The 24,598-nt window shown below is 48.9% G+C and carries 22 protein-coding genes; 14 read left to right on the top strand and 8 right to left on the bottom strand.

From position 1 onward, the window contains the following. Positions 1-146: 146 nt before the first annotated feature. From LKI20_RS00545 to LKI20_RS00535, 3 genes are read left to right on the top strand one after another with little or no spacing between them, the layout of a single operon-like run. Positions 147-566, top strand: a complete 420-nt coding sequence (locus LKI20_RS00545; RefSeq protein ID WP_291768407.1) for a GntR family transcriptional regulator — start codon at positions 147-149, stop codon at positions 564-566. Continuing rightward, positions 559-1,464, top strand: a complete 906-nt coding sequence (locus LKI20_RS00540; RefSeq protein WP_291768405.1) for an ABC transporter ATP-binding protein — start codon at positions 559-561, stop codon at positions 1,462-1,464. The genes LKI20_RS00545 and LKI20_RS00540 overlap by 8 nt, the downstream gene beginning before the upstream one ends. Further along, positions 1,442-3,523, top strand: coding sequence for a hypothetical protein (locus tag LKI20_RS00535; protein WP_291768402.1), 2,082 nt, complete (start codon positions 1,442-1,444; stop codon positions 3,521-3,523). The genes LKI20_RS00540 and LKI20_RS00535 overlap by 23 nt, the downstream gene beginning before the upstream one ends. A gap of 95 nt (positions 3,524-3,618) precedes the next feature. On the opposite strand, the gene LKI20_RS00530 is transcribed toward LKI20_RS00535, so the two are convergent. After that, the gene (locus LKI20_RS00530) at positions 3,619-4,908 is read right to left on the bottom strand and encodes an MFS transporter (protein WP_291768399.1); all 1,290 of its coding nucleotides are present in this window, start codon (positions 4,906-4,908) and stop codon (positions 3,619-3,621) included. A 282-nt stretch (positions 4,909-5,190) separates the two neighbouring features. On the opposite strand from LKI20_RS00530, the gene LKI20_RS00525 reads away from it, so the two are divergent. Then, positions 5,191-6,627, top strand: coding sequence for an APC family permease (locus LKI20_RS00525; RefSeq protein ID WP_366936161.1), 1,437 nt, complete (start codon positions 5,191-5,193; stop codon positions 6,625-6,627). 46 nt (positions 6,628-6,673) lie between these two features. On the opposite strand, the gene LKI20_RS00520 is transcribed toward LKI20_RS00525, so the two are convergent. Together LKI20_RS00520 and LKI20_RS09825 are read right to left on the bottom strand one after the other, a co-directional pair. Further along, positions 6,674-8,350 carry a glycosyl hydrolase family 28-related protein gene (locus LKI20_RS00520; RefSeq protein ID WP_291768396.1) on the bottom strand — a complete coding sequence of 559 codons (1,677 nt, stop codon included), beginning with the start codon at positions 8,348-8,350 and terminating at the stop codon, positions 6,674-6,676. A 227-nt stretch (positions 8,351-8,577) separates the two neighbouring features. After that, positions 8,578-8,664, bottom strand: coding sequence for an ATP-binding cassette domain-containing protein (locus LKI20_RS09825; protein WP_366936176.1), 87 nt, complete (start codon positions 8,662-8,664; stop codon positions 8,578-8,580). A 290-nt stretch (positions 8,665-8,954) separates the two neighbouring features. Here LKI20_RS09825 and LKI20_RS00515 point away from each other — a divergent pair, with 290 nt between their 5' ends. Then, positions 8,955-9,617: a TetR/AcrR family transcriptional regulator gene (locus tag LKI20_RS00515; RefSeq protein ID WP_291768393.1), complete on the top strand. Its 663-nt coding sequence runs from the start codon at positions 8,955-8,957 to the stop codon at positions 9,615-9,617. Between the two features lie 81 nt (positions 9,618-9,698). Here the strand turns inward: LKI20_RS00515 and LKI20_RS00510 are convergent, their stop codons facing one another. Next, positions 9,699-10,613, bottom strand: coding sequence for a ketopantoate reductase family protein (locus tag LKI20_RS00510; protein WP_291768390.1), 915 nt, complete (start codon positions 10,611-10,613; stop codon positions 9,699-9,701). 73 nt (positions 10,614-10,686) lie between these two features. Next, positions 10,687-11,529 carry a PhzF family phenazine biosynthesis protein gene (locus LKI20_RS00505; RefSeq protein WP_291768387.1) on the bottom strand — a complete coding sequence of 281 codons (843 nt, stop codon included), beginning with the start codon at positions 11,527-11,529 and terminating at the stop codon, positions 10,687-10,689. 91 nt (positions 11,530-11,620) lie between these two features. Between LKI20_RS00505 and LKI20_RS00500 the strand changes: the two genes are divergently transcribed. Then, positions 11,621-12,085, top strand: coding sequence for an Lrp/AsnC family transcriptional regulator (locus LKI20_RS00500; protein ID WP_291768384.1), 465 nt, complete (start codon positions 11,621-11,623; stop codon positions 12,083-12,085). 126 nt (positions 12,086-12,211) lie between these two features. On the opposite strand, the gene LKI20_RS00495 is transcribed toward LKI20_RS00500, so the two are convergent. Continuing rightward, positions 12,212-13,495: a hypothetical protein gene (locus LKI20_RS00495; protein ID WP_291768381.1), complete on the bottom strand. Its 1,284-nt coding sequence runs from the start codon at positions 13,493-13,495 to the stop codon at positions 12,212-12,214. Between the two features lie 443 nt (positions 13,496-13,938). Here LKI20_RS00495 and LKI20_RS00490 point away from each other — a divergent pair, with 443 nt between their 5' ends. From LKI20_RS00490 to LKI20_RS00475, 4 genes are all read left to right on the top strand, one after another. After that, entirely contained in the window at positions 13,939-15,018 is a 1,080-nt protein-coding gene (locus LKI20_RS00490; protein WP_291768378.1) for a PQQ-dependent sugar dehydrogenase, read from the top strand. A gap of 67 nt (positions 15,019-15,085) precedes the next feature. Continuing rightward, a complete protein-coding gene (locus LKI20_RS00485; RefSeq protein ID WP_291768375.1) occupies positions 15,086-15,304 on the top strand; it encodes a hypothetical protein in 219 nt (72 codons plus the stop codon). Further along, positions 15,301-15,537: an aldo/keto reductase gene (locus LKI20_RS00480; protein ID WP_291768372.1), complete on the top strand. Its 237-nt coding sequence runs from the start codon at positions 15,301-15,303 to the stop codon at positions 15,535-15,537. Before LKI20_RS00485 ends, LKI20_RS00480 begins: the two co-directional genes overlap by 4 nt. Beyond that, positions 15,506-15,997 (top strand): aldo/keto reductase, encoded by a 492-nt coding sequence (locus LKI20_RS00475; protein ID WP_291768369.1) that lies wholly within the window; start codon positions 15,506-15,508, stop codon positions 15,995-15,997. The genes LKI20_RS00480 and LKI20_RS00475 overlap by 32 nt, the downstream gene beginning before the upstream one ends. A 10-nt stretch (positions 15,998-16,007) precedes the next feature. On the opposite strand, the gene LKI20_RS00470 is transcribed toward LKI20_RS00475, so the two are convergent. Further along, the gene (locus tag LKI20_RS00470; protein ID WP_291773274.1) at positions 16,008-16,895 is read right to left on the bottom strand and encodes a LysR family transcriptional regulator; all 888 of its coding nucleotides are present in this window, start codon (positions 16,893-16,895) and stop codon (positions 16,008-16,010) included. Between the two features lie 144 nt (positions 16,896-17,039). On the opposite strand from LKI20_RS00470, the gene LKI20_RS00465 reads away from it, so the two are divergent. Next, the gene (locus LKI20_RS00465) at positions 17,040-17,873 is read left to right on the top strand and encodes a DUF3737 family protein (RefSeq protein WP_291768367.1); all 834 of its coding nucleotides are present in this window, start codon (positions 17,040-17,042) and stop codon (positions 17,871-17,873) included. 71 nt (positions 17,874-17,944) lie between these two features. Here LKI20_RS00465 and LKI20_RS00460 read toward each other — a convergent pair whose 3' ends face one another. Continuing rightward, positions 17,945-20,521 (bottom strand): excinuclease ABC subunit UvrA, encoded by a 2,577-nt coding sequence (locus LKI20_RS00460; RefSeq protein ID WP_434734895.1) that lies wholly within the window; start codon positions 20,519-20,521, stop codon positions 17,945-17,947. Between the two features lie 276 nt (positions 20,522-20,797). Here LKI20_RS00460 and LKI20_RS00455 point away from each other — a divergent pair, with 276 nt between their 5' ends. From LKI20_RS00455 to LKI20_RS00445, 3 genes are read left to right on the top strand one after another with little or no spacing between them, the layout of a single operon-like run. Then, a complete protein-coding gene (locus LKI20_RS00455; protein WP_291768364.1) occupies positions 20,798-21,310 on the top strand; it encodes an RrF2 family transcriptional regulator in 513 nt (170 codons plus the stop codon). After that, on the top strand, positions 21,297-23,891 hold the full coding sequence (locus LKI20_RS00450) for a YhgE/Pip family protein (protein ID WP_291768361.1): 2,595 nt from the start codon (positions 21,297-21,299) through the stop codon (positions 23,889-23,891). The genes LKI20_RS00455 and LKI20_RS00450 overlap by 14 nt, the downstream gene beginning before the upstream one ends. A 22-nt stretch (positions 23,892-23,913) precedes the next feature. Further along, positions 23,914-24,564, top strand: coding sequence for an NAD(P)-dependent oxidoreductase (locus tag LKI20_RS00445; protein ID WP_291768360.1), 651 nt, complete (start codon positions 23,914-23,916; stop codon positions 24,562-24,564). The last annotated feature ends 34 nt before the right edge of the window (positions 24,565-24,598 follow it).

Raw genomic sequence — 24,598 nt, 5'->3', positions numbered from 1 at the left:
CTGTACTATGTGATATAGTACAGTTAGTTCGGTAGCTAAATAGGTAGTAATCGCTGGTGCACTGAACTGCATTGAGAATGCGGAACTTCTTCCAATGCACAGTCAGCACATACACGACCAAGAAGATGAATATTAGGAGGCGGTGAATGATTGATATTGATCTCAAAAGCCGCAAGTCCATTTATGAGCAAGTGGTGATTGGCATAAAAGAGCAGATACTCTCAGGACTGATAGTGCCAGAAACCAAGCTCCCGTCGGTGCGGGAATTGTCTAAGGAATTGACTGTCAATCCGAACACTATTCAAAAAGCTTTTCGTCAGCTAGAAGAGCAGGGATATATATACAGCGTTGCAGGTGTTGGCAGCTTTGCGCATGCTCCTAAAGATATACAGCCAGATGCACGTTTACTGCGCGAATCTGAATCTCGGTTACGCGACGATCTACGCGAATTGCGACTGCTGCTTCCTAATGATGAAGATTTCTCCGCTATTGTCTCGCAGATATTAGCGGATATGAATGGTTCGGAACGCTCAATGAGGCAGGATCGAGGGGAAAGACATGATTGAGCTTAGGTCCGTGAGCAAAACTTTCGGAACTCATCACGCATTGACCAATATTGATATGACGGTCTCAACAGGGTCCATCTATGGCCTCGTTGGCACCAACGGTTCTGGGAAAACCACCATTCTCAATATTCTGGCTGGAGTGCTGAGACCTGACAGCGGAAGTGTGGTTTACGACGGAAGTCCGGTGTATGAGAATCCCGCCGTGAAAAGTGCAATGGTGTTTGTCCCTGATGATCTGTCATTTCTCAATGGTTTTACGCTCAAACAGGCAGCAAAGCTCTTTAGCGGTTTATATGCCGGCAAGTGGAATGATGACCTCTTCTCAGTATGCGTGACACAATTCAAACTCGATTGCAATATGCAAATTGCTCATATGTCTAAAGGTATGCGCAAACAGGCTATGTTCTGCTTATCCTTTGCCAGAAAACCCTCTTATATGCTGCTCGATGAACCGATTGATGGTCTAGACCCTATCGTCCGTCGAAGCATATGGGAACTTATCGTTGATGCTGCAGCTGATAGAGGCATGACTACTGTGGTGTCTTCTCATAACTTGCGCGAGCTCGAAGGATATTGCGACAGCATCTGTGCCATCAAACAAGGGCAAGTTGTGGTGGAACGGGACTTGGACGAACTTAAATCAGATATTCATAAACTGCAGATCTCCTTTGGCGCGGCTGGTCAGCAAAGTGCTGATATCTATGATTCTTTGGATGTGCTCGATAAGAGAGATAGCGGATCTGTTGATTATCTTATTGTGCGGAATTCTGCTGAAGAGCTGGATGATTTCGCACGGCGTACTCAGCCGATTCTTTTTGACAAGATTCCATTGACGCTTGAAGAAATATTTATGTATCAACTGGGAGGTAACGGCAATGAACACACCAGCATCCTCTGAGGCAACGGTGAGTACACGCATATCGTTCCCCTGGAATAAGCACTCTGCTAATGCTGATATTCCTGGTTCGTTGATTTCTTACGCCATAGTACGACACTCATTGAGAAAATATTGGCCTATTGCGTTGATAGGAAGTGCGATCCTACTCATATTCGGTCCGGTACTTACACTGCTGGTTAGCAATACGCAGACTCCAAGGTCGTATGTCATAGAATCCCTGTTAAATGATCAGAATTTCGGATTTTTGGCTTATCAGGTGCTCGCACCAATCATTGTTGCAATCGCAGTCTTTTCTTATCTCGATTCATCGGGGCGTGTGGCGATGGTCCATTCCATGCCACTGACACGAAATGCACTGTTCCGCAGCAATGTGGTTTCGGGACTCGTGTTGATATTTGTGCCTCAGATCGTGCTGACTATTACGCTGATTCCTTTCGTGCGTTTTGGTTTTTCCGGATTTACTTCGCACGATCGTGGAGCAGGATTTAGAGCTTCGGTACACTATTCCGATGCCGTTGCGGTGGCTGGAAGTACTGAGGGAACATCGAATCAAGTGCGGTATAACCCCGATTTGGGTGATTTGCTGCGTTGGTTCATTGTGGCATCGGTCATCATGGTATTTATATATAGCTTGACGGTCTTAGCGGCAATTCTCTCTGGCAATGTGGGTGTTGCGGCGCTAGTGTCGGTGCTCCTCAATGGCATAGTCCCTGGGCTTTATGTGCTTACCGTGTCTACTCTGGGCATGTTTCTTTATGGCTTCTCGTATAGCACCTACCGTTACATGTCTTGGATGCATCCCCTTCTTGACCTTTGGCTAAATAGTGGCGGGCTCTCTCTTGGAACCACATTGTTGTTTATCGTTGTGAGTCTCATAGTCTTGTATGTTTCCGCTGTGTTGTATCGGCGGTTTAGATCTGAGCGAGCGGGCAGTCACATCACCTTTGAGGGTTTTAATCTGATTGCTACCGTGCTGACAACTTTTGTAGGGTCTTGCCTAGCTGGTTTGATCCTAGAATCCTTGGCTGGTAGCTATAGTCCTGTGCGACCTCACCATGGATTGTTCTTTTTAGGCGTGGCATTGGGCGCTCCTGTGGTGTTCGCTATTACTTCTATGACATTGTGCGGAACGGTTCATATATTCAATATGTCCAGCTTGAAACGCTTTGGAGCTTTCGCTGTGGTGGCAGTACTGTTCTTTTCGCTGACGAGTTTCGACGTGACTGGCTATGAGCGTCGTTTGCCTGACCAGCAAAGTATTACTGCGGTGACCATTCCCACTATTAACTTGATGAGTTTGCCCTATGCTGCTAGCAATAGTGATTCCATCACACTTTCTGACGCACAGTCCATATCAGATGCCCGCGCTTTGCATGAGGAGATTGTGAGCAAAGCAAACGATCCGAAATATAATTCCTTATTTACCGGCAGTGATGTTGAAGATAGCGATACTCAATCATCGTCGGCGACAACTGCGGATGTATGCCAACATTGCAACATTAATGAATATGATGTGCTGACTGTTGAATTCACGTATCGGATGCACTCGGGGTCTTCTATGGAACGCAAATACACGGTATATCAGAAATACTTGACCCAGAGTGCGGCGTATCACCGTTTAATCAACGATGCTGGGTATCGCAAAGCAAATAGCCTGCGAAGCAAGGGGTATAACAATATCCAATCATCACAAGTTACTGACGCATATAGTGACAATGGCAGCTCCCTTGGTGTAGATGGTTTGGGGGGAGCAAACACTTCACTCGGTGCTGCAGATGCTCGTACATTGGCCAAATTACTTGACGAAGATTATCAAGCTCTACCGGACTACGACGTCGCGTCGAATATATTTGGATATGACTCTCAGACAGGTAATGCAGTTAACAAGAGGTTGCTGATAGGCATATCGTTCCAAATGGAAGATAAGAACTACAACAGTATTGGGCCGGTGTTCTACGGGATTACTGATGAGTACACACGCACCATCAATTGGCTGAAAGATAAAGGACTCTATCAGACTATGGTCGCTACTACTGCGAAGCTTATGAATGCACATTGATAACGAAGGGTTAATGTATGGGCATGCGTAAATCTCTGTGATATTCGGGCCTCGAGACTTCAAAGTTTCGAGGCCCACTGCTTATCTGAATCTCGTTACTTGCCCACCAGTCGAGGAATGTACCGGAACATTAAGTAAGCGCCAACCAATCCGCCGCACCCCATTAAGACAGCGGCAGAAGAGAGCCCAGCCACAGCAGTCATCGCTGATATTGCAAGAGGGCCGAGAGCCGAACCAGAATCGGTTGAGGTGCGCCAGCCACCCAGGAAGGCAGGCATATGGTCTGGCGCATAACGTGATGCCAGATCCGAACCTAAGGTCATGACGATGCCACTACCTAAACCGTTTGCTGTGGAGATAACAATAGCTACCAAGATATAGCTCCATTCGGCAGTAGCAAAAGGCATGAGCAAATGACCGATACTGATACCTACCAGCACAGGAACCGCTGCCCATCGCCTGCCAAATCGATCCATAATCTGGCCTGAAGTGTAAAAGAGTGAAAGGTCTACGGCTCCGGCGATGCCCATAATCAGAGCAATATGTGGCGAGGATATTCCCAGCTGTACACCCCACAGTGGAAGGATTACCTGACGAGAAGCACGCATCATCTGAAGAATTCCTGCTGCGCTTCCCATACGGATCAAAATAGGGAAATACGTAATAATCGGTAGCTTATGCTCGTGCTTCACATATGGGGCATATTTCTTGTTCGCAGGAGCTTTCACGACTGGTGTGGTCGAAGCCTCAAGCCGGTGTGATTGGGCGCTCGCGCGATTACGCGCCAGCGCTTTTTCTGGATCAGGCATGACTTGCAGCACCAGCAACACTGTGACGCAGGCACACACATGAATCCAATACACGCTTTGTGCTCCCGCAAAGGCAATAACAGGGGAGGCAAGGAAGGGTCCAACAAAATATCCGATTCGAGATGTTCCACCTAGAAGAGACATCGCACGAGCGCGATACCACGGTGGCGTCCAAGCAGTTAAGAAAGCATGGCGGGCAAGATTGAATGTTGCTGAAGCAATGCCAATCATGAGCACACCCATGGCAAGAACGACGAGATTCGGAGCTTTCCAACACACGATTGCCGAAATAATGGCAATAATCGCTGCCGCTCGCATGGCAAAGGTTTCTCCCCATTTTGAGACTGCGAAACCGCTTGGGATGTCACCAAGCACAACGCCTATCATCAATAATCCGGAAATGATTCCAGAAGTTGCGAGATCCGCTCCTAGTGCCCTTGCTGTGAGAGGCACTACGGGGATGAGGGCGCCTTCTCCTGTGGCAAAGAGTATTGCAGGCATATACACGGGTACAAACAAATGATGTAAAAAGTCAGTCTGCTGTGCTTTTGCCTGTTGTTCAACACTCTCTGCCATCCCTGAGATGACCTCCTGCCATTTTGCGTAACGTCTCTGTGTGACTGCTCTAAGCGCTGCTGCTCTGAGAGACTTCTAGTGACTTGAAGTATAGCTGTGGATAGGCGGTAAAGCTCCCTATAGACGATGAATATCTTGAAGAGTGAAGCGTGCCGGTAAGCGGAGCGCAATAGAGAACTGTGTGAACTCACGGGAAGTCCATATATTGGTGTGGAGATGAGCTAAAACAAAATTGGAGTAAGGTTTGTCGAGGTCATAATGATGGGGATATCGACTTGACCGATGTCTAGCTCAGAAAGATACATACTGGTGAAATCTCAGAAAACGCTAATCTCAGTATCTCAGATGTCAATTATGACAATCATTACAATTGCTGGTCTTCGAGGGCTTCCAGCGATGGCTATATTGGGGTGGCAGTCAATTATTCTGTACCTCATTCCAGCGGTAATGTTCTTCGTGCCCACAGCGTTGGTGTCAGCTGAGTTGGGTGCCACATATGAGGGTGGCGTATACGAATGGGTCAAAGAGGGACTCGGTCAACGCTTCGGTTTTATTGCGGTCTGGATGCAGTGGATACACAATGTGGTCTGGTATCCCGCACAGTTAGCATTCGTTGCGGCTGCTGGTGCAGCTGCCTTTGGATTCAATCATCTTTCTGATTCTGGCGTATATATCATGATTGTTATCGTGGTGGTGTTTTGGTGGGCTATTTGGCTAACCCTCAGAGGCGGTAACCTCTTCGCAAAAGTAGCTTCTGGAGCTGGCCTCATCGGTACGATTATTCCGGCATGTTTGCTGCTGATTTTAGGTGTTGCTTGGCTCGCTACTGGGCAGCATATTTCCAGTACCTTGACCCAGAGCTCGGTGATTCCCAATTTCACCAATATTGCCGGCATTGCCTTAGTGGTGCAAAATGTTTTGGCATTCGGCGGCATGGAAGTTAACGCAGTACATGCACAGCATATGGAACAGCCGAAGCGCTATACGCATGTGGTTGGCGTGGCCTTTGTTAGTGCGCTCGCAATTTTTATTGTGCCTACATTAATACTCGCCATGGTGCTTCCCAAGAATGTCAATCTCTCTGACGGCACGGTAAGGGCATTCGAAACGATGTTTAGCGCTTTCCATCTTGGGTTTATGGGCAATATCGTAGGACTGGCAATAGTATTCGGTGCTATAGCTTCGATTATCAGCTGGATTTCTGGGCCTTCTCGAGGCTTGTTCAATGCTGCAGAAGATGGATGCTTACCTGATTACTTCAAAAAGACCAATAAGCATGGTGCTCAGTCTGGAATTTTGTTCCTGATGGGGATTATCGTCACGGTTCTGGCCTGTTTGTATATTGTCTTTCCTAAGAGTGTTTCGATGGTCTTTTCATTGCTGATTGGTATGGCCGTCGCTTTATATGTGATGATGTACATCTTGATGTTTGTAGCCAGTATTAATCTTCGTCGTCTGCACAAGACCGGCAATCATGGTTATCGTGCCCCTGCACTGTACGTGATGGCAGGTATGGGAATCGTGGCTTGCCTGTGTGCTTTCGTGATGACTTTCGTTCCTGCTGCGGGACAAACTGGCATACCAACCACTTGGTATCCGGTGATTGCAGGTGTGGTGGTTGTGGCTCTTGCCATACCAAGTTTGATGCTATATCGAGGTAATAGAAGCGATAGCAAGCGGCAGCTTAGTAATGCTGCAGATGTACGCGATGCTCAATAAGGAACATGGCACTGATTATTGATATGAGACTGCTGGTGTGATGACACTAACGTTTCGTCGTGTGATCAAGATGGATGGTGTTATTGACGGTATTGTCATGTCCGTGAATCTCTTGGTCATACGTGACGATGAAATGTTGGGAATATTCGTGTAACCACTGCAATGCAATATGGCGTGGTGTTCCTTCAAAAGTGTTGTGGGCGATGGTGACGTCAGAGATTGAGGGTCCTGGGGCGCTAATACTGCCACGATCTCGATACAGCTCGAAAGCTCCGCGTTTAGGTGCAAAACCTTCGAACTTATTATTAGTAATAGTGATGCCATGCCAGCCTGAGGGTATGACCATCCGGTGTGAACGTGCATAAAAGGCTACTGCCCACGAGGGTTGAGGTGTTTCGCCTGTCCAGATAAAAGTGTTGTTGCTGATGGTGATGTCATTTGCTGCATCAAAATGAATTACGGCACTATTCTCTGTGCCTGCGCCTTCATACGCAACTGGGTCTTCGACGATATTGTTGCTAAAAGTTCCGAAGCGGATATAACTATCATTATTCGTTGTCTTAGCGTAAGCCATATGTGTGCCGAAAGGGGCTGCAGCAGGTAGAAGTAATCGTCCTGACTTTGAGCGCAACGGTAGAAAGCGGTTGTGCTCAATAGTCATGTTGATGGTAGGAAGATTGTTGAATACTGTGTGCTTGTCATAATATCCGCTTGCTCCTAGGGCGGCGACATCCATCTGAAATGCTTCTTTGAAGGTTTGCCCGCGGTTCGGTGATCCAATAACAGTGCTGTTACTCACACGCACCCCAGAGCTGCCATCAACGTCAAGCACATGCCCATATGGGCGTTGCACCATATCGAAGGTGCACGCATCAAAAGTGATGTTGTTGGCATGAATAATTGCTTGATAAATCGTTTGCGATGGAATGAGGTGTCGGTAGTCACCACGGAAGGTGATGTTTTTCCATGCGACGTCATGCATGCCGTTGTAGGCTTGCGCTCCATTTGTTGGATACCAGATAACCATCCCTCCAACAGTGCCTGTTGGCATTTGCACAAAGGTTTTATCGTGTTGACCGATGATATTGAGATTGCTAATCATGCTTAGCACGCCAGTGAACGCGAAGTGACCTGCTGGGAAAGACACCGTATTAACAATATTTTTGGGCAATAATTGCAGCAATACATTGAATCGAGCAGTATTATTGGTTGCTCCGTCACCGACTAGCCCTGCTTGGTGAGCGTCTACAACACCTTTGGGGTTGATGTATGGAGTCCCGTCAACCACTGCAGCCTTGTGTCGCAACACGATACGTATTGTTACGCTGTTTCCGGTGCTAGATCCAAACCGAGCCCCAGGGACTGTGAGCGTAGTCGCATGTTCTGACCCAGTGGTCCAGAACACATATTTGTCTGTAGCTTCAGACTTGAGAATTCTTATAACATGGTCACCCTCACGTTGATGAGGTATGGCAATCTCGTCAGCTGGGCGATATCCGTCTGAGTGTTCAAGAACTTCTGGCGTGGCATCTTTTGCTGAGGAATCTGCTTTGGGACTGTTATCTGAGGATGATCGAGCTGCTGATATATGTAAGCTTGATATTGCTACCAGCAGCAATATCAACACAATTGATGTTATTGCTACAGCAATGCGCACAATAGTGGTGTTGGAACGCGCGTTCTGATATTCGGGAGAATTGATATCGTTTAGCTTTCGTCGCATTATCTATCGCCTCCCTTTTGCAGTGCGAATTGTTATGCGAAACGTTGATATTCCAATCTTTCGCATACTGTTTCGCACTCTATTGAGTGAGTCTGCTCAAAGTTGAGCATTGGCATGCACTCTTGAATCCCCAACAGCTGTAGTTCCTTCTGAGAGTTATCAAAGCAGATATAGCTGGATTTTTGTGCAGGGCATTCATACACTCTCACACTCTGTGCACGCTATCTTCAGGCGATTGAGATCAACGTGGTTTTTCCCGCGTCATTCCTCCCCAGCAGAGCGAGTATTTCTCCATATGCAACACTGAGATTGATGTCTTGTAATACCTGATGGTCTCCATATGACTGGGCGATATGTTCACAACATAACGCTGTTCATGTATCTCGCACTAAGAAATTCTCCTTGTTAACAATATTTACATGAAGATGGTAACACAAATGTTAACATTGTTAACATGAGAATATGTGCTCACATCACTTGGCCAGATTGCCGACAGTGATGGCAAGCAGCGTGTGGAAGAATAAGAGTTATAGGACGATGACTGTGATAGTCAATAGTGCAGTCATTAACAACAAGCTCTATGAGCACGAAGGTTGGGGCAAACATGGATGCGAACAAGACTCAAACCAGAGCTGGGCTTTCGCGTGACACGATCTTGCAGAGTGCGTTGTTGGTTCTGGATGAGCGTGGATATGATGCTTTAACCTTGAGAATGCTAGGTAAATACATGCATTTTTCGTATACGGCTATCTATCGGCATTTGCCAGATAAAGCAGCTCTACTTGATGGCGTTACCGAAGTTCTGTGGCTTAAAGCTTTGGATCTTGACGCGCTGGATGTGTTAAGTAATGACAGCTGGCAGATTATTTTAGAAAAGTTAGCCAATAGGTTGAGAAATACCTTGTTGGAACATCCCAACGCAGTACCGCTAGTAGCTACGCACCCAATCAGCACTAAAAAGGAATTACTCGCGGTGTCTCGAATTTTGGAGGTACTGGTTTCGCGAGGTTATGAAGTTACGGACAATAGTATCCATCTCATCATGAACCTCTCTGTGTTTGTTATTGGACATGTGATTGCAGAAAGTGTGCCACCTGCTGGTGGAGCTGGCGGTGATGCTAAGCCAGAAATCCTTGAAGAGGCCGCTCATACTGAGGTATTCATGGGAAGATTCCTGAATCCACTACTCAAGTCTGATCAATACAATCTTGGCGAGCAATTCAATCAGGGTGTGCACGCTCTGATTTACGGGCAACCAGTGCTATGACTGGTCATGCGATGAAGTGCTCAACCATATGCAAGATTATCTGCCAGACATCGGTTCCTGTGACGCGGATTTGTGGCTGCGCTACTGAAGTTGTTCCCCTGGTCGTATGGCGGCAAGAAGTGCGAGAATCATGCGATTAATGGGTACTTCGATGTGATGCTTTTCTGCTGCACGGACTACAGCACCAGTTAATGCATCATATTCAAGAGGCCTTCCGGCAAGCCGATCTTGGCGCATAGAGCTAGTCGAGCCAACAGGCACATGCATGAGCCAATCCAGTTCGGCGTCTACATCAGATGGGGTGAGATTCACACCTTCTGCCTGTGCAACCTGCTGTGCTTCGGCCATGATGAGATAAGCAAGTGCATTGATTCGTGGCTCACAAATCACTTCTGCACGTCGACCTGTGAGTGCGGTCAGAGGGTTGGCGGTCAAATTCACCAATAATTTGAGCCATGCTGTGCGAGAGAAATCTTCTTCCGTGCGCACTCGCATTCCACCCCCTATAAGCCCATCGGCAATCAGCTCGCCCGCAGGGTTGTTTGGCACGGAAAGATCATGATCGCCTGCCCTACGCATGATGGCGTGACCTGGCCGAGTGCGCTCAACATTGAGATATACCACGGCAGGAACGATAGCGCTGTCGCCAGCATAGGGAGCTACACGCTGCCGCTGTTCAATACCGTTTTGTGCGACCAATATGGTAGTTGTGCTGTCAGCTGCGGCTTGAATCCACTGTGCTGCAGAACTTGTCTGATGAGCTTTAACTGCAAGAATCACAGTCTTGATTCCCATAATATCTTGGGGATTATCGGTATGGATCACCGACCATGAGCGCGTCTCATCTCCTTCGGTGATGGTCATATGATAAATAGGTTGGTGGCCCCCGCATACTATGACCTGCCTGCCCTGTTGCGCACATGCCGAGGCTAGCGACAGACCAATCGCGCCGGCACCTATCAAGGCAACAGATTGTTCTTTGTCTATCGGATTCATTGTTGTATATCTTTCATCGCTGTAAGATCTGGTTTCGAAGTCTGGGACAGTGGTTGATTCAATAGTTCACGGGCTACACCAAGGCTGTGCCTGTAAACATGCTTGCCGTGTTTCCTCCCACCCAAACAATCCCATCGCTATCTGAAGTAATGTCGATTCGTCCAGTTCTACCCAAACATGTGCCTTGAGAAACTACATAGGGTGCGCTTGCCTCTCCTGATGCAATGAGCCACTGCGCCACAGAAGCATTCATAGAGCCGCATACGGGATCTTCGCTGACACCCACTCCTGGTGCGAAAGTACGGAGTTCAAATGCACAGGGTGAATGGTCGGGGTAAGCTCCGATTGCACCGACCATCGCTTGAGGCACGCGTGTGAATTCAGGGTGTAAATCGAGTACTTCTTGAGCGCTGTTAAGTTGAATGACCGCCCAACCTGGTCCGTTGTCAACCCACTGGTGTGCGACTACTTGAGAGCTTTTGACGCCCATATCTGCAATCAAGGCATCGAGATATTCCTGCTCGAGTACTCCTGTGCGTATCATGTTCGGTGCAGCGAAAGACAGATGTTTGCCATGCCGTCGGATGGTGATTAATCCGGCAGCACACTCTTGGATTACTGTGTCAGCACTATGAGCTTTGCCACCATGTTCCAGCCATGCATGAGCACTGCCAAGTGTTGGGTGTCCAGCGAAAGGTACCTCGCCACCTGGTGTAAAAATTCTGAGTTTGTAATCCGCTCGTGGATCAGTGGGAGGGAAAATAAACGAGGTTTCTGACAGATTCGTCCAACGAGCAATTCTATGCATACTCTCATCACTGAGACCTGTGCCGTCGAGCATTACTGCAAGTGGATTGCCACCGTAGGGTTGCTCGGAAAATACATCGACTTGGGTAAATGGGATGCTGTGAGTCATAGGAGAATCCTTCTGTTGTGAACCAACAGTCAACAAGCATATCGCTAAAATCGCGCGAATTAGTTGCCTTTTCGAGCCTTAGAATACTTCTATGAGCAACAATATAGCTATTGATGGTGTTGATAGAGCAATAATTGATGTCTTGTTAGAACATGGTCGAATGAGCAACGTGGATCTCGCAGCACACGTGGGTTTGACGCCGGCCCCTTGTCTCAGAAGGATTAAAAGGCTTGAACAAGAGGGAGTCATTACTGGGTATCGTGCTCAAATTGACCCGACTGTGGCAGGGAGAGCATTCTGCGTGTATATGCAAGTGCAAATCGTAGGTACTAGTCGAGAGATTGTGGAGCAATTTGAGACGGTAGTAGCTTCATACCCTGAAACTACCGAGGTGCGTCGTTTGTTCGGACCAGTCGATTATCTCATCAGAGTTGAAGTTGCAGATGGTGCAGCATATGAACGATTCCAAACTGAAAAAATGTATCCTTTGCCGGCAGTCCGACGAATAGAGTCGTATCCCACCATGCGAGTCATCAAAAGCAGTGCTGGTGATTGAGCTCGTGTGGATGGGATCGTGCGTAGGTAGAGGACCGTGTGGATGAGTTCGTGTGAGTGAGGTCGAAGCAGTGGTTCATGAGGTGATGATGCATGACGAGAGCAGAGCGCTCTCTCGGCTGTATCGCTAGGCTGTTGTATGCCAGTGTTCAGGTTGCTGTACAGCGGTGATATGGCTATGGTCAGCACCTGTTTCGCATATTGAGGTATTGCTGAGGCTGCACTCTAGGCCAAGGTCACGCAGCTCTTTGGCAAAAGACAGAGCGTATTGGTCGCCTTCGAAACCTTGAAGTATGTCGAAGGTTATCGTCTTTCCGGCTGCAATCATATTCAGTGTCAGACCTTTGATGCCGCCGCTATACATATGTACTGATTCAACATATTTGGCGAAATCGTTATATTGCATTTGTCCCACATAACTCAACACATAAGTATTGAGTAGTAAGTGGTCGAACATTCCCATCATTGAACGCTTGCTATCAAGGGTATCCATGCTGTCGAGTTTCTTGAAGAGAGAGACCTGCATATTGATTGCCTTTTTTGCAGAGTCCTCGGAGCGTTGCTCGCGGATGAGTGAACGATATTGAGAAGACACTTCGGCAATTCCTAAACCCTGCTCTTTTGTGGAGTACGGCAGATACAAGGAAGCTGTACAGTTCCTGCGAGTGGGTAATCCGCCAACTGCAAATCGCATATCGGCTGCCATGTTGCAGATCACGGCTTTGTCTGTGTCGGGATGAAGGTTGACTACTGCTTGGGAGAAGAGCTCTGCGGCTAAGATGCCTGGGGTTGCACCAAAATGTTTGGCTAAGGCAACGAATGCATCTTGATCGACAGAGAGCGACGTGCGGTAGCAATGCTCTGGGTTGGGTGTGCTTTCCGGCAAAGCGTATCCATCAGTATCTACAGCTTTGATTGCTTCTGGGTCAATGTCGTATGGAGATGAGGGTAGCGGTTCCTGATATTCACGCGGGTCAATTTCGGTATTGAGTGTGAGAATCCCAGCGTCGTCAAAATTCTTGCCGTAGCGCTCGCAGCAGTAGTAATACATCAGCGTTTCCATAAATGGTTTTATGCCCCTGCCATCGCAAAGGCAATGGTGGAAGGCAACCCTGATGAGCTTATCGGTGTAGGTGACGTCAATGAGATGGTAGCCAGTTTCTAGTCCGCCCAGAGTGCGAAATCTGTCAGTATTTGCTGCGTGTAGCGAGAGTGGATTGGCATGTAGGTAATAGCTACCATCTCGTTCCACTAATTTTTGAGCCATGTCAGGGAAACGCCTTGCTGTTTTGGACAGTGCCACGTCAATGCAGTCTCCTCGCACATGTTCTGTCATACGTGTCTCAAGAACTGTGCTGTTGTAGCCGTTACTGCGGTATAAGAAGGATTGTCCTGATTGAATTTTTTGCATATCTCCTCAAACCTCTCGCTGGATGGTGGTGAAGGCCCGAATCTGTTCGAAACCTTGCCTGGTAGTAAGGAGAGTACGAAACGGGCGTTAGCCGAAGGTTCGAGATTTGTTGGGATTGTATTAAAGCCCCTCGAAGGTGCGGATTTGAGATAACTGCGATAAAAGTGGGGATAATTCGACTAGTTTTCGCCAAAAATCCCCACTTTTATCGCAGTTATCAAAGCGGAAGAGGTGAAGCTATGAGAACATATTCAAACGACAGGAATCTGCCATAGGCACTGTGCATATATACGGTCATGAATAGTGTGACTGCCCGCTTGAATATCCCAATCTTGGTGAATGGATACGCGGGTGAATGTGTATCTAGGCGGCTGTGTATTCAGGTGAATAGGCAAATACGTGGGGCAAATCTTGCAACGGCAAATTTCAGACAAGGGGGGACAATGATGTCAAAGGCACGACGAATATTGGCCGCTATTGGTGTACTGGTGATGTCACTTGCGCTGGTCGCATGTTCAAGTGGTAATTCTGGTGAAGATACGGCTAACACTCAGCAATCTTCGACTAGCACTGCTTCTAGTGATACTGCGTCACTCGTTCAGGGTTTGGATGCGCCTTGGTCAATTGCTTTTCTCAATAACACTGCGCTGATTAGTGAACGCGACTCTGGCAAAATCCTTGAATTTGCAGGATCAGGCGAGGCTCGGGAGGTAGGGAATATCGCAGATGCCTCTGCTTCCGGTGAGGGCGGTTTGCTCGGCATAGCAATACACGAGGGTTATCTCTATGCCTATATGACTACAGATCAAGATAATCGAATCTTGCGATACCAACTGAATGGACAAGACTCTTCGCTTTCACTCGGACAGAGCGAAACAATTTTTTCAGGGATCCCATCGGCTAGCTATCATGACGGAGGCCGTATTGCATTCGGGCCGGACGGCATGTTGTACGCAACGACCGGTGATGCTGGTAATCGCAACAATGCTCAGGATCTTGAAAGCTTGGCAGGTAAAATTCTGAGACTGTCGCCAGACGGCAGCATTCCGCAAGATAACCCCTTCCCTAACTCGCCTGTATATAGCTATGGCCACAGAAATCCACAAGGCTTGGCTTGGGATGACAAGGGCACTCTATACTCCTCGGAATTCGGTCAAGATACTTGGGATGAACTGAATGTGATTACAGCTGGTGGCAACTATGGTTGGCCGACAGTTGAAGGGATTGGGCAGCGCGAGGGTTTTGTTGATCCAGTACAGCAATGGCATCCGTCAGATGCAAGCCCGAGTGGTATGACCATAGTCAACGGAACCATCTATATAGCTAATCTGCGTGGCGAGTCTTTACGATCCGTGTCAGTCAACGATCTTTCCAACTCAACAAACATGTTCCAAGGTGAGTATGGGCGACTCCGTGACGTGGTTCAGTCTCCCGGCGGAATGCTATGGATATTGACCAATAACACTGATGGGCGTGGGGACCCAGGTCAACATGATGACCAGATCATTAGGGTAAACATCTGAATATCAGTATTGCTTGCAAGAACTTCAGCACTCGTCACAACTTCGAATTCAGAGATAGGAAATATTGATGCGAACAGTATCTTTTGGCTCAAGTGGGATACAGCAGCCAAATATTATCGGTGGCATGATGCGTATAGCGGAACAGTCTGATGAAGAAATTCGCGCCTTGTATGAGGCATATCGGTCTGTTGGTGTTACATATTTCGACCATTCCGATTTATACGGTTTTAATGTGCCGGTGGCACACATATGTGTGAACGTCGATTTGCTCAGTCTGTGCAATTGAGTTCATCTGAACGCGACAAAATCGTCGTGCAAAGCAAGATGGGTATCGTTGCCGATCCCTGGTATTACGACTCCTCGTATGAGCATATAGTCGATTCAGCTGAAGCTTCATTGAATGCTTTACAGACTGACTATCTCGATGTGTTGCTGCTGCATCGTCCTGATGCACTCGTGGAGCCTGAAGAGGTGGTTCGTGCTTTTGGTGTTTCGAATCACACTCCTAGGCGCAGATAGCAGTTCTGAAATCTGCTGTTACTCAGCCACTTATGGTGAATCAAATACAGTTGTCTATCACTCATTCGACGGTTATTGCGCAAGGCTTATCGTCGAATATGGTAGCCAGGAGGACTCAATAACTAGAGATGGCGGCGGGATTGTGGACTACTGCAGGCTGAACCACATCACCATTCAAGCATGGTCGCCATTCCAGAAGGGCTTTCAAGACAGAGTGTTCTTCAATTCGCAAGAGTATCCGGCACTGAATGAAGCGCTTGACTCGCTTGCACAACAGTACCGAGTAAGCCCGTTAGCGATTGCTAGCGCCTGGATAACTCGGCATCCTGCGGGAATGCAAGTGGTGTTGGGAACTACAAATCCCGAGCGCGTTGCACTTGCTGCTGCAGGTTCTGACATCGTGTTAACCAGAGCGCAGTGGTATGGCCTTATCGAAGCTGCAGGTCATAACGTTTCCTGAATCGAGGGAATCATACCAGTATGGAGTCACGATCGAAGTCAGGAACGAATTCTCTGATTGCATCGAGGAGTGCGTTTGCGGCGGGTGAGAGCGGCTGTGACTTGGGCCATATCAGACTCGCTTGTGATTCAAGTCGAGGTGAGAGTGGGATGAAGGTGAGCTCGGTGTCGGTTGTGTTGATGATGCCGTCAAGACAGATGGTTGAACCAACACCAGCCATTGTCAGCATTGATGCGTTGTAGAGGAGATTGTATGTGGCGACAATATCGAGTGCGATATCGCTCGAGCCAAACCAAGCGGAGAGGGTATCAGCACTGCCGTGCTGCTGCGACGTGATCAGTTTCAGATTTTCTAGGTCGGATGCAGATATGTTCGTGTTGTGCGCTAACGCAGAGTCTTTTCTGGTCAATAGACCCCAGGTGGTTTTCCCAGGCAACCGCAGAAAGTGGTAATTACTTGTATCGCTTGGTTCCATAACTACACCAAAATCGAATACCCCAGAGTTGATACGAGTATGGACTTCGGAGGCATCGGCACTATATATATTGACATGGATACCAGGTGAAGTTTCATTTAAACGATGTATCGCTTGCCCTAAGGTCTTAATCATTGGTGCTTCCGCACTACCGATAAGCACGCTGCCTGTGATTTGTCGGCTCTGTTGGATGTTCGCTGTTGTTTTATCGCTGAGTGCCAATATTTGCCGCGCCTGTGAAGCCAGGTACTCTCCCGCCTCAGTAAGTGCGATGGTGCGACTGCCACGTTGAAAGAGCGTAACGCCAAGTTCTTCCTCAAGATCTTTGAGCTGACGCGAGATGGTTGGTTGGGAAACGAACATACTTTCAGCTGCATGTGAGATGTTTCGTTCCTCAACAACAGCCAAAAAGTACCGAAGCACGCGTAGTTCCACTACAGTCCCCAATCCATGCAAATTTTGTATAGTTTGGCATTCATTATAAGCATTAGACAGATGAAGTAATCGTTCTTAGCATCGTGCTTGCGGATATGACGTTGTGTTGGGGACGAACAGAAATGGATATTGATGACGCAGTATATTAATGGCTATTTTGAGGGAGAGCGGTCCCTATTCGCTGAGCAGGATGCTCAGCTATCAGGCGTTACTTTTGGGCAGGGGGAGTCGCCTCTTAAAGAAAGTCGAAACATTGAGCTTGACGATTGTTCCTTCACTTGGAAATATCCGCTCTGGTATGGCCGAAATATCACGGTACGACAGTCGATTCTCGAATCAATGGCGCGCTCGGGTATTTGGTATACGAAAGACATCAGTGTATCTGACAGTGTGATTCAAGCTGAGAAAAACTTTCGCAGATGTGAAGGCGTTGAGTTGAAGCATGTGCATTTTTCTGATGCCAATGAAACCTTGTGGAATTGTGATAACGTGCGGCTATCCAATGTTCAGGCGCGTGGGGATTACTTCGGTATGAATTCTACGGATATTGTCGCTTCCCATTTGGATTTAGTGGGAAACTACTGTTTTGACGGTGCCAAGAATGTTCAAATCCGCGACTCTACTTTACTTTCCAAGGACGCCTTTTGGAACTGTGAGAATGTGACGATTATGGATTCCAAAATCAACGGCGAATATCTGGGGTGGAATACGAAAAACCTCACACTGGTCAATTGTATTGTGGAAAGTGATCAGGGCCTGTGTTATGTGGAAGGGCTGACCTTGAGAAATTGTAGGCTGTTACATACGGACCTTGCCTTTGAATATTGCTCGGGCATCGATGCCGACATCAACTCTTCGATTGACAGCATCAAGAATCCCATCAGCGGAAGAATTAGTGCCCAAAACATAAAACAGGTGATTATGGATGAGCGTTTCATCGACCCCAGCAAGACGAAAATCGTCTAAAACACGATAACTGCGATAAAAGTGGGGATAATTCGACTAGTTTTCGCCAAAAATCCCCACTTTTATCGCAGTTATCTATGCTGGGCCAGTAATGGAGACAGATATTGGCCAGTTATCGAGTTCGGGTCCTTAGCAACTTGTGCGGGAATACCCGTGGCGACAATACGACCGCCCTGTTCTCCACCTCCTGGCCCCATATCAATGATGTAATCGGCGTTGGCGATGATATCGAGATCATGCTCGATAACCAGAACTGTGGCGCCGCGTTCAGTTAGTTGGTCAAGGACTTTAAGCAGCGTGCGTACGTCGAGAGGATGTAGTCCGACGCTTGGCTCATCAAGTACGAATACTGCATCAGATTGATCTTTGTGAAGCTGATTAACAAGTTTGAGTCGCTGAGCCTCGCCACCAGATAATGAAGGGGTGGCCTCGCCCAAGGTCAGATACCCCAGCCCCAATTGGTCGAAGGCGTGCAGCCTACGGACCACGCGCGGGAGATCGGACAATCTGTCAATGGCTTCGTGAATGGTCAGTCCAAGTACATCAGGTAGAGAAATTCCGTTCAGAAGGTAGTTCTGCGCCTTCGCCAGGAATCTTGAACCGTGACAATCGGGGCAGGGAATGACCACATCTGGCAAGAACTGCACATCGAGTGAGATTTCACCCGTTCCTTCGCATCGCGTGCAGGCTAGAGAACCGGTGTTGTACGAGAAGTCAGAGGCCGTTAGCCCATCGGCTTTCGCTGCATCAGTCAGTGCGTAAGCCTTTCTCAGTCCGTCCATGACCCCTGAATAGGTCGCTACGGTGGAACGAACATTAATACCGATTGGTGTTGCATCAACCACATGTGTCGTAGTGATACCAGCTGCATCAACGCTTCGAACATGTTCAGGCATCAGGCGGCCGTTCCTGCCAGCATTGATGGAGGGGACCAACGATTCGAGCAACATAGTTGTTTTCCCTGAACCGGAGACTCCTGTGATTGCAGTAAGCCGTCCTTTGGGGATATCGACCTGCAGGGGATGCACAGTGTGAATTGCGCTAGTGGACATGGTGATGTGCCCATTGTCGAATATGCGCGCAGACGGAATCCGATCGCGTATGACGATGTCTTCGGTTCCGGCCAGGAATCCGGCTAACTTCGAGCCTTTCAAATGTGATTTTTCCTCTGCTTGCCCCTGAATCTGCTGTTGCGAAGCGATAAGATCTTTGATCGTTCCCTCGGCGATAACGCGCCCTCCCTGGCTGCCGGAATCGGGGCCGATCTCGATAAGCCACGTGGCCTGCCGCAACACCTGAACGTCATGATCCACAAACACCACAGAGTTGCCGTCTTTCAACAGATCCTGCATCACGCCAATAAGGCCTTCCACATTCGCTGGGTGCAGGCCGACCGAAGGCTCGTCAAGAACATACAGCACGCCTGTAGTTTCGTTTCGCACAGCACGTGCTAGCTGAACCCGCTGGCGTTCACCTGTCGAGAGTGTGGAGCCAGCCCTGTCGAGTGTTAGATATCCCAGTCCCAATTCCACAAGTCGTTGTGCCATGGATTCGAGTGTGCTCACCAGACCAAGCGCCATTGATTGCATATCTTCAGGCAGGTTATGCGTCACAGTCGGAGCCCAAGCAAGCACATCATCAAGAGTCATAGAACTGACATCAGCAAGGTTTTGTCCGTTAATCTGTGGAGCGCGAGCAGCCTCGCTCAGTCTGGTACCGCTGCACTCAGGGCAGGTTCCTTCATTCAGAAAGCGCGCTACCCGCTTAAGCCGACGCTCGCTGTCTGCGCGATCGAGCTCCTTGGTAACAGTGAGTCGTGCGTTGCGGAAGGTGAAGTCGAGCTTGTGCACACCTTTGACACTGGTGAGGGTGATATGTTTTTTCTCTTCGGGGCCGGTGAATACGATGTTTCGTTCACGGTCGCTCAGTTCATTCCAAGGCACGTCTGTACGAACCCCGAATTCACGTACGATATCGGGCTGTACATTGAATCCGAACATTTGCCAGGGAAGCACTGCACCCTCGTCAATGGTCTTTGATGGGTCGGGCACCAGGGTGCGATCGTCAACAGCGCGTACTAGTCCGGTTCCTTGGCAACGCGGACATGCACCGGCAGCATTAAAAGCGAGCTCTTCAGCGCCAGGAGCCTTAACGTTTGCCCCGCAGGTAGGGCAGATGATAGGCCGTTCGGCGGCGACGTTGATGGTAGGAGGCACATGATGCCCATTTGGACAGACGTGGCTGGCGAGACGTGAAAACATCAAACGCAGCACATTGAGTAGCTCGCTGGATGTGCCGAAAGTTGAGCGAATGCCTGGAACATCAGGGCGTTGCCGCAATGCCAGGGCAGCAGGAACGTGTTGCACTGCATCGACATCAGCTCTGGGTGCTAGTGACATCCGTCTGCGCGTATACGTTGAAAGCGCTTCGATGTATCGGCGTGAGCCTTCGGCATAGAGCACGCCGAGTGCCAGTGAAGACTTGCCGCTCCCTGATACACCACCGATGCCAACCAGTTGATGCAAAGGAATATCGACATTGATGTTTTTCAGATTATTTACACGGGCCCCGCGCACGCTGATGTGATCAGGTTCGGCACTGTTGTTTGCAGGACTTGTGGTGTTCGTGCTTCCATCATCATTGTTCACGACTCACTACGGTACTAGCAGCGATCTTTAGGAAGTTCACCATTTCGCTCTACTCTCAATTTGCTTGTGTTGTTCATGCGGCTGCTGATGAGATTAGGTTCCCTCGAATTGTGTCCTCAGCAGTATTAAGTTTCGCCATACGGTTTGCGATGGTGCCTCCTGGCATAGGGCTGTTCGTTGCGGGCATAAGCCGCGCGCTGATATCTGTTGACAAAGCATGTCACCGGATGCATGATTATCCGTGGATAAAGTTTGTCACTGGATTGGTGTGTTGAAATGAAAATCAAGAAAAGTCTTGAACAAGCAGCATGTGTGTTGCTGATGCTTGCCTTGCAGCAAGATCATAAACCCGTAAAAAGTGCGGTTATCAGTAAGCGGCTTGATGTCTCCTCCTCCTATCTGAAGAAAATCATGCCACGTCTAGTCTCCGAGGGCCTGGTCACATCAGATGCCAGCAAAGGCGGTGGGTACACGCTTGCTCGCCCAATTAGTGAAATCACGATGCTTGATGCGTTCTACGCAATAGAAGGTCATGGTCATTTCTATGCCTTATCGCATTTTGCACAGAAAATTTTCCATCGCGGTGATCGAGTGCTGCAGAGCGAAAACGAGATCATGGACGTTTTTGCACATGCGGAGAATCTCTTTCTTAAAGAGTTGAGCGGATATCCTCTGTCGAACTTCTTAGAAGGAATCGATTACTCAAATGGGACCGTCGACTGGGCGGCACTCGGCCTTGGTGATCCCAAGTGCGCAGCACTTAAGGGGGTTGCTAGTGAAGAACGCTAAGAAGGCTAAGAACACAGGCCGAATATTCTTGGTGCTGGTCGTTATCGCTGTGAGCCTGATACCAGCTTTATATAATCTGATTTTTTTGAGTTCGATGTGGGATCCGTATGGGAATGTGGCGAACCTTCCTGTTGCCGTGGTTAATGAAGATGAGCCTGCCACGGTTTCTGGTAAGTCGCTGTCATTGGGCAAGCAGATAGTCACCAGTCTCAAGAAGCAGAAGGGTCTCGACTATCATTTTGTTTCCGCCAAACAAGGTGATGCCGGTATCGCCAACGGTACGTATTACATGAAGGTGACTCTGCCCAAAACACTTTCTCAGCAAGCAGGAACCCTGCTCGGTGATTCGCCAAGTGTACCTACTATCACTTATGCCATTTCAGAGGGGCGTAACTACACCGCGTCAAAGATGGTCACTAGCGCCGCAACCTCATTGAAAAGCAGTGTCTCTCAGCAGATAACCAAAATTTATGTGAAGACTTTACTGACCAACTTCTCGGATACCGGAAATGCTTTGAACGCAGCGCAGCAGGGGACAACCCAGCTTCATGATGGCACTGTGCAGATTGCAGCAGGAACGGATAAGCTCTCTACCAACCTTCTCAAGCTTTCCAAGGGTGCTATGGAATTCACAGATGGCGCTAACACACTAACTGTTGGTATCAAGGCCTATACTGATGGGGTTTCCACAGTCAACACAGGTGTGAACAAGCTCTCTACAGGAAGTGCAGCATTATCTGGTGGAGCGTCGCAACTCGTATCCAAGGGCAATGAGTTGGTATCGGGGTTGTCCACGCTGTCATCCTCTAGCCTGAGTGGAGCACAGAAACTCACACAGGCGAGTAAAAGTCTGACATCTGGAGTGGAGCAACTGTCATCTTCTATGACGATGAGTGACGCGCAAAGTGCACAGATGCAGCAGCTCACTGCAGGTCTACCAACACTGAATACAGCTATTCAACAACTCAATGCTGCAATTCAACAGATTGATACCAGCAGCCAGATGGAGGCCATCGCGCAAGCGGCAAGCGCCAGCCAGAAGATTGAAGAGGAATCCCAGTTCTTGAGCAGTGGATTTGATACATTACTGAGCTCCCAAGAGGCTTCCTCCTCTCAGAACGTCAAAAATACCGCCGCCTTCCAGCAGCTTGGGAGTGCTGAGCAGCAGCAGATTCTCGATGCGATGAATTCGGGCATCACGCAGACGCAGCAGGTGACAAGCATGAAGACGCAACTCGTCACACTGAATACCTACTCGAGTGCACTCTACAAGAAGCTCGCCGCGGCCAGCAGCGCTGATGCCCAAAGCAAGGCAGTGAAGGACACTGCGGCTTTGAAGCAGGCATCTGCCACTATCGCAGGGCAATCCGCTCAGGCTCTTCCAGGTGGGGCACAGGCCATAAGCACTCTCGATTCTGGTCTGACCAGCGCGAAGAAAGCTATCGACTCCCAGCTCCTACCAGGAACGCAACAACTCAGTAGCGGTATTAGTACCTATGGAAATGCGGTTTCAGGAGGTGCCACAAAACTGAGCAAAGGCTCACGTACTTATGTGAATGCGGTTGGTACCTTGGGCTCAGGCATCAATACCTTGGGCTCCGGCATCACGACGCTCTCACAGGGAACCGGAACGCTGGCATCCCAAAGCGGCACGCTGCTCGCGGGCTCGCAGAAACTCGCCATTGCCTCGTCGAGCATCGCGAGTGGCTCAGCGCAGCTAAAAAGCGGTGAGGACACGGTTGATACCGCATTGACCAAGGTGTCGTCCGGTTTGTCGACGATGTCCACAAAATTCGGGAAGGCAACAAGCGCCATTCGCGCTCTTAACACCACATCTTCGGGTGCCGACGCAGTCTCTGCACCACTCAAGCTCGATAAAACGGTGAATGCCTCCGTGCCCAACAATGGCACTGCAATGGCTCCATACATGATGTCGGTGGCATTATTCGTCGGCGCGCTCTCATTCAACATGATGTTCGAGGCTGGTGTGCCGAGATATCGTCCACGTTCGGGCTGGCACTGGTGGCGTCAGAAGATGCCGCTGTTCCTGCTGGTGTCGATTGCACAAGCAAGTCTGGTCTTCGGTGCGGTCACACTGCTCGGACTACATCCGCTGAACCCTGCTCTCACCTTGTTGATGCTGATTTTCGAAGCCCTTGGATATATGTCGCTAATCACGGTGGTCAACGTCATCTTTGGCAAGGTTGGTGCATTCCTGATGCTGCTCTTCCTGATGGTCCAGCTTGCAGGGTCCGGAGGAACGTACCCTGTTGTGCTGTCAAATGGCTTCTTTAAAGCCGTCAATCCGTGGCTACCTATGACTCACGCTATTGATGGACTGCGAAACGCGATTTCGATCGGTGGCAGCATTAACAGTCAGCTAGCACTGTTCCTAGCGCTGTTCTTGGTAACTAACCTCATTATGCTGCTGATCTTTAGCCTTAGAAGACGCAGCATACTCGTGAAACCATCCGACTCTGATGACACACAGAACTATGTTGTCAAAGAATCCCAAAGCGGCACTGCAACAGTGCCAGCGATAGTGCCAACAATCTCAACAACGCCAGCAGTTCCGGCATAAAGAAACAACAAGGAGAATCACCATGAAAATCCTCATCCTAGGGGCTACAGGAAACGTCGGCTCACGAACCATGAAGCACGCCTTAGAAGCCGGTCATCAGGTCGTCGCCTATGTGCGTCGACCGGAAGCCGTTAGTGATGCCAAAGGAGTTCAGATAATCAAGGGTGATGTGCAGGACTCAGGAGCACTCGCGCATGCTGCTGAAGGTGCGGACGCCATAATCGTTGCAATAACGGGAGCAGTCAGTGATGGCTCATTCATGCAACGTGCAGTTCCGGACATCATCCAAGCTGCCAAAACTGCTGATGTGAAGCGTATAGTCATGGTCTCCGCATTCGGTGCAGGTGACACTGCCGATAAGGCGGCCTGGTTTATGAAACTCGCCTATCGCACGGTGTTGGGTAAGTTCTTCCGTGACAAAGCGGCCAGCGATGCCTTGCTTGAGCAATCAGGACTGGACTACACCATTGTGTATCCCGTCAATCTCAAGGATGCTCCGGCAAGCATCAACGCGGTTGCCAAGCCGCTGGACCAGGTGGATAAAGTTCCTGGCATGCCTACGCTGCCATTCACTAATGTGGCGCAAGAGCTTGTGAAGATTGTAGCCGACCCTGAGAGCATCGGCCAACGTATCCTCATCACCACTGCAAAGGGTTGGAAAGCGAAGCGATGAGTTGCTGGGTATTGGGGTTATTGCAGCCTTAAGC

It is taken from the genome of Bifidobacterium sp., from assembly GCF_022647885.1.
GTDB lineage: Bacteria > Actinomycetota > Actinomycetes > Actinomycetales > Bifidobacteriaceae > Bombiscardovia.
Note: the sequence above shows the minus strand (reverse complement) of the source record. Positions and strands in the feature narration are given on the sequence as shown.

Bases quoted from the DNA above. Each gene is read 5' to 3' on its own strand.
- LKI20_RS00545 (WP_291768407.1), top strand. From the start codon at position 147: ATGATTGATATTGATCTCAAAAGCCGCAAGTCCATTTATGAGCAAGTG.
- LKI20_RS00540 (WP_291768405.1), top strand. From the start codon at position 559: ATGATTGAGCTTAGGTCCGTGAGCAAAACTTTCGGAACTCATCACGCA.
- LKI20_RS00535 (WP_291768402.1), top strand. From the start codon at position 1,442: ATGAACACACCAGCATCCTCTGAGGCAACGGTGAGTACACGCATATCG.
- LKI20_RS00530 (WP_291768399.1), bottom strand. From the start codon at position 4,908: ATGGCAGAGAGTGTTGAACAACAGGCAAAAGCACAGCAGACTGACTTT.
- LKI20_RS00525 (WP_366936161.1), top strand. From the start codon at position 5,191: ATGTCTAGCTCAGAAAGATACATACTGGTGAAATCTCAGAAAACGCTA.
- LKI20_RS00520 (WP_291768396.1), bottom strand. From the start codon at position 8,350: ATGCGACGAAAGCTAAACGATATCAATTCTCCCGAATATCAGAACGCG.
- LKI20_RS00515 (WP_291768393.1), top strand. From the start codon at position 8,955: ATGGATGCGAACAAGACTCAAACCAGAGCTGGGCTTTCGCGTGACACG.
- LKI20_RS00510 (WP_291768390.1), bottom strand. From the start codon at position 10,613: ATGAATCCGATAGACAAAGAACAATCTGTTGCCTTGATAGGTGCCGGC.
- LKI20_RS00505 (WP_291768387.1), bottom strand. From the start codon at position 11,529: ATGACTCACAGCATCCCATTTACCCAAGTCGATGTATTTTCCGAGCAA.
- LKI20_RS00500 (WP_291768384.1), top strand. From the start codon at position 11,621: ATGAGCAACAATATAGCTATTGATGGTGTTGATAGAGCAATAATTGAT.
- LKI20_RS00495 (WP_291768381.1), bottom strand. From the start codon at position 13,495: ATGCAAAAAATTCAATCAGGACAATCCTTCTTATACCGCAGTAACGGC.
- LKI20_RS00490 (WP_291768378.1), top strand. From the start codon at position 13,939: ATGATGTCAAAGGCACGACGAATATTGGCCGCTATTGGTGTACTGGTG.
- LKI20_RS00485 (WP_291768375.1), top strand. From the start codon at position 15,086: ATGCGAACAGTATCTTTTGGCTCAAGTGGGATACAGCAGCCAAATATT.
- LKI20_RS00465 (WP_291768367.1), top strand. From the start codon at position 17,040: ATGACGCAGTATATTAATGGCTATTTTGAGGGAGAGCGGTCCCTATTC.
- LKI20_RS00455 (WP_291768364.1), top strand. From the start codon at position 20,798: ATGAAAATCAAGAAAAGTCTTGAACAAGCAGCATGTGTGTTGCTGATG.
- LKI20_RS00445 (WP_291768360.1), top strand. From the start codon at position 23,914: ATGAAAATCCTCATCCTAGGGGCTACAGGAAACGTCGGCTCACGAACC.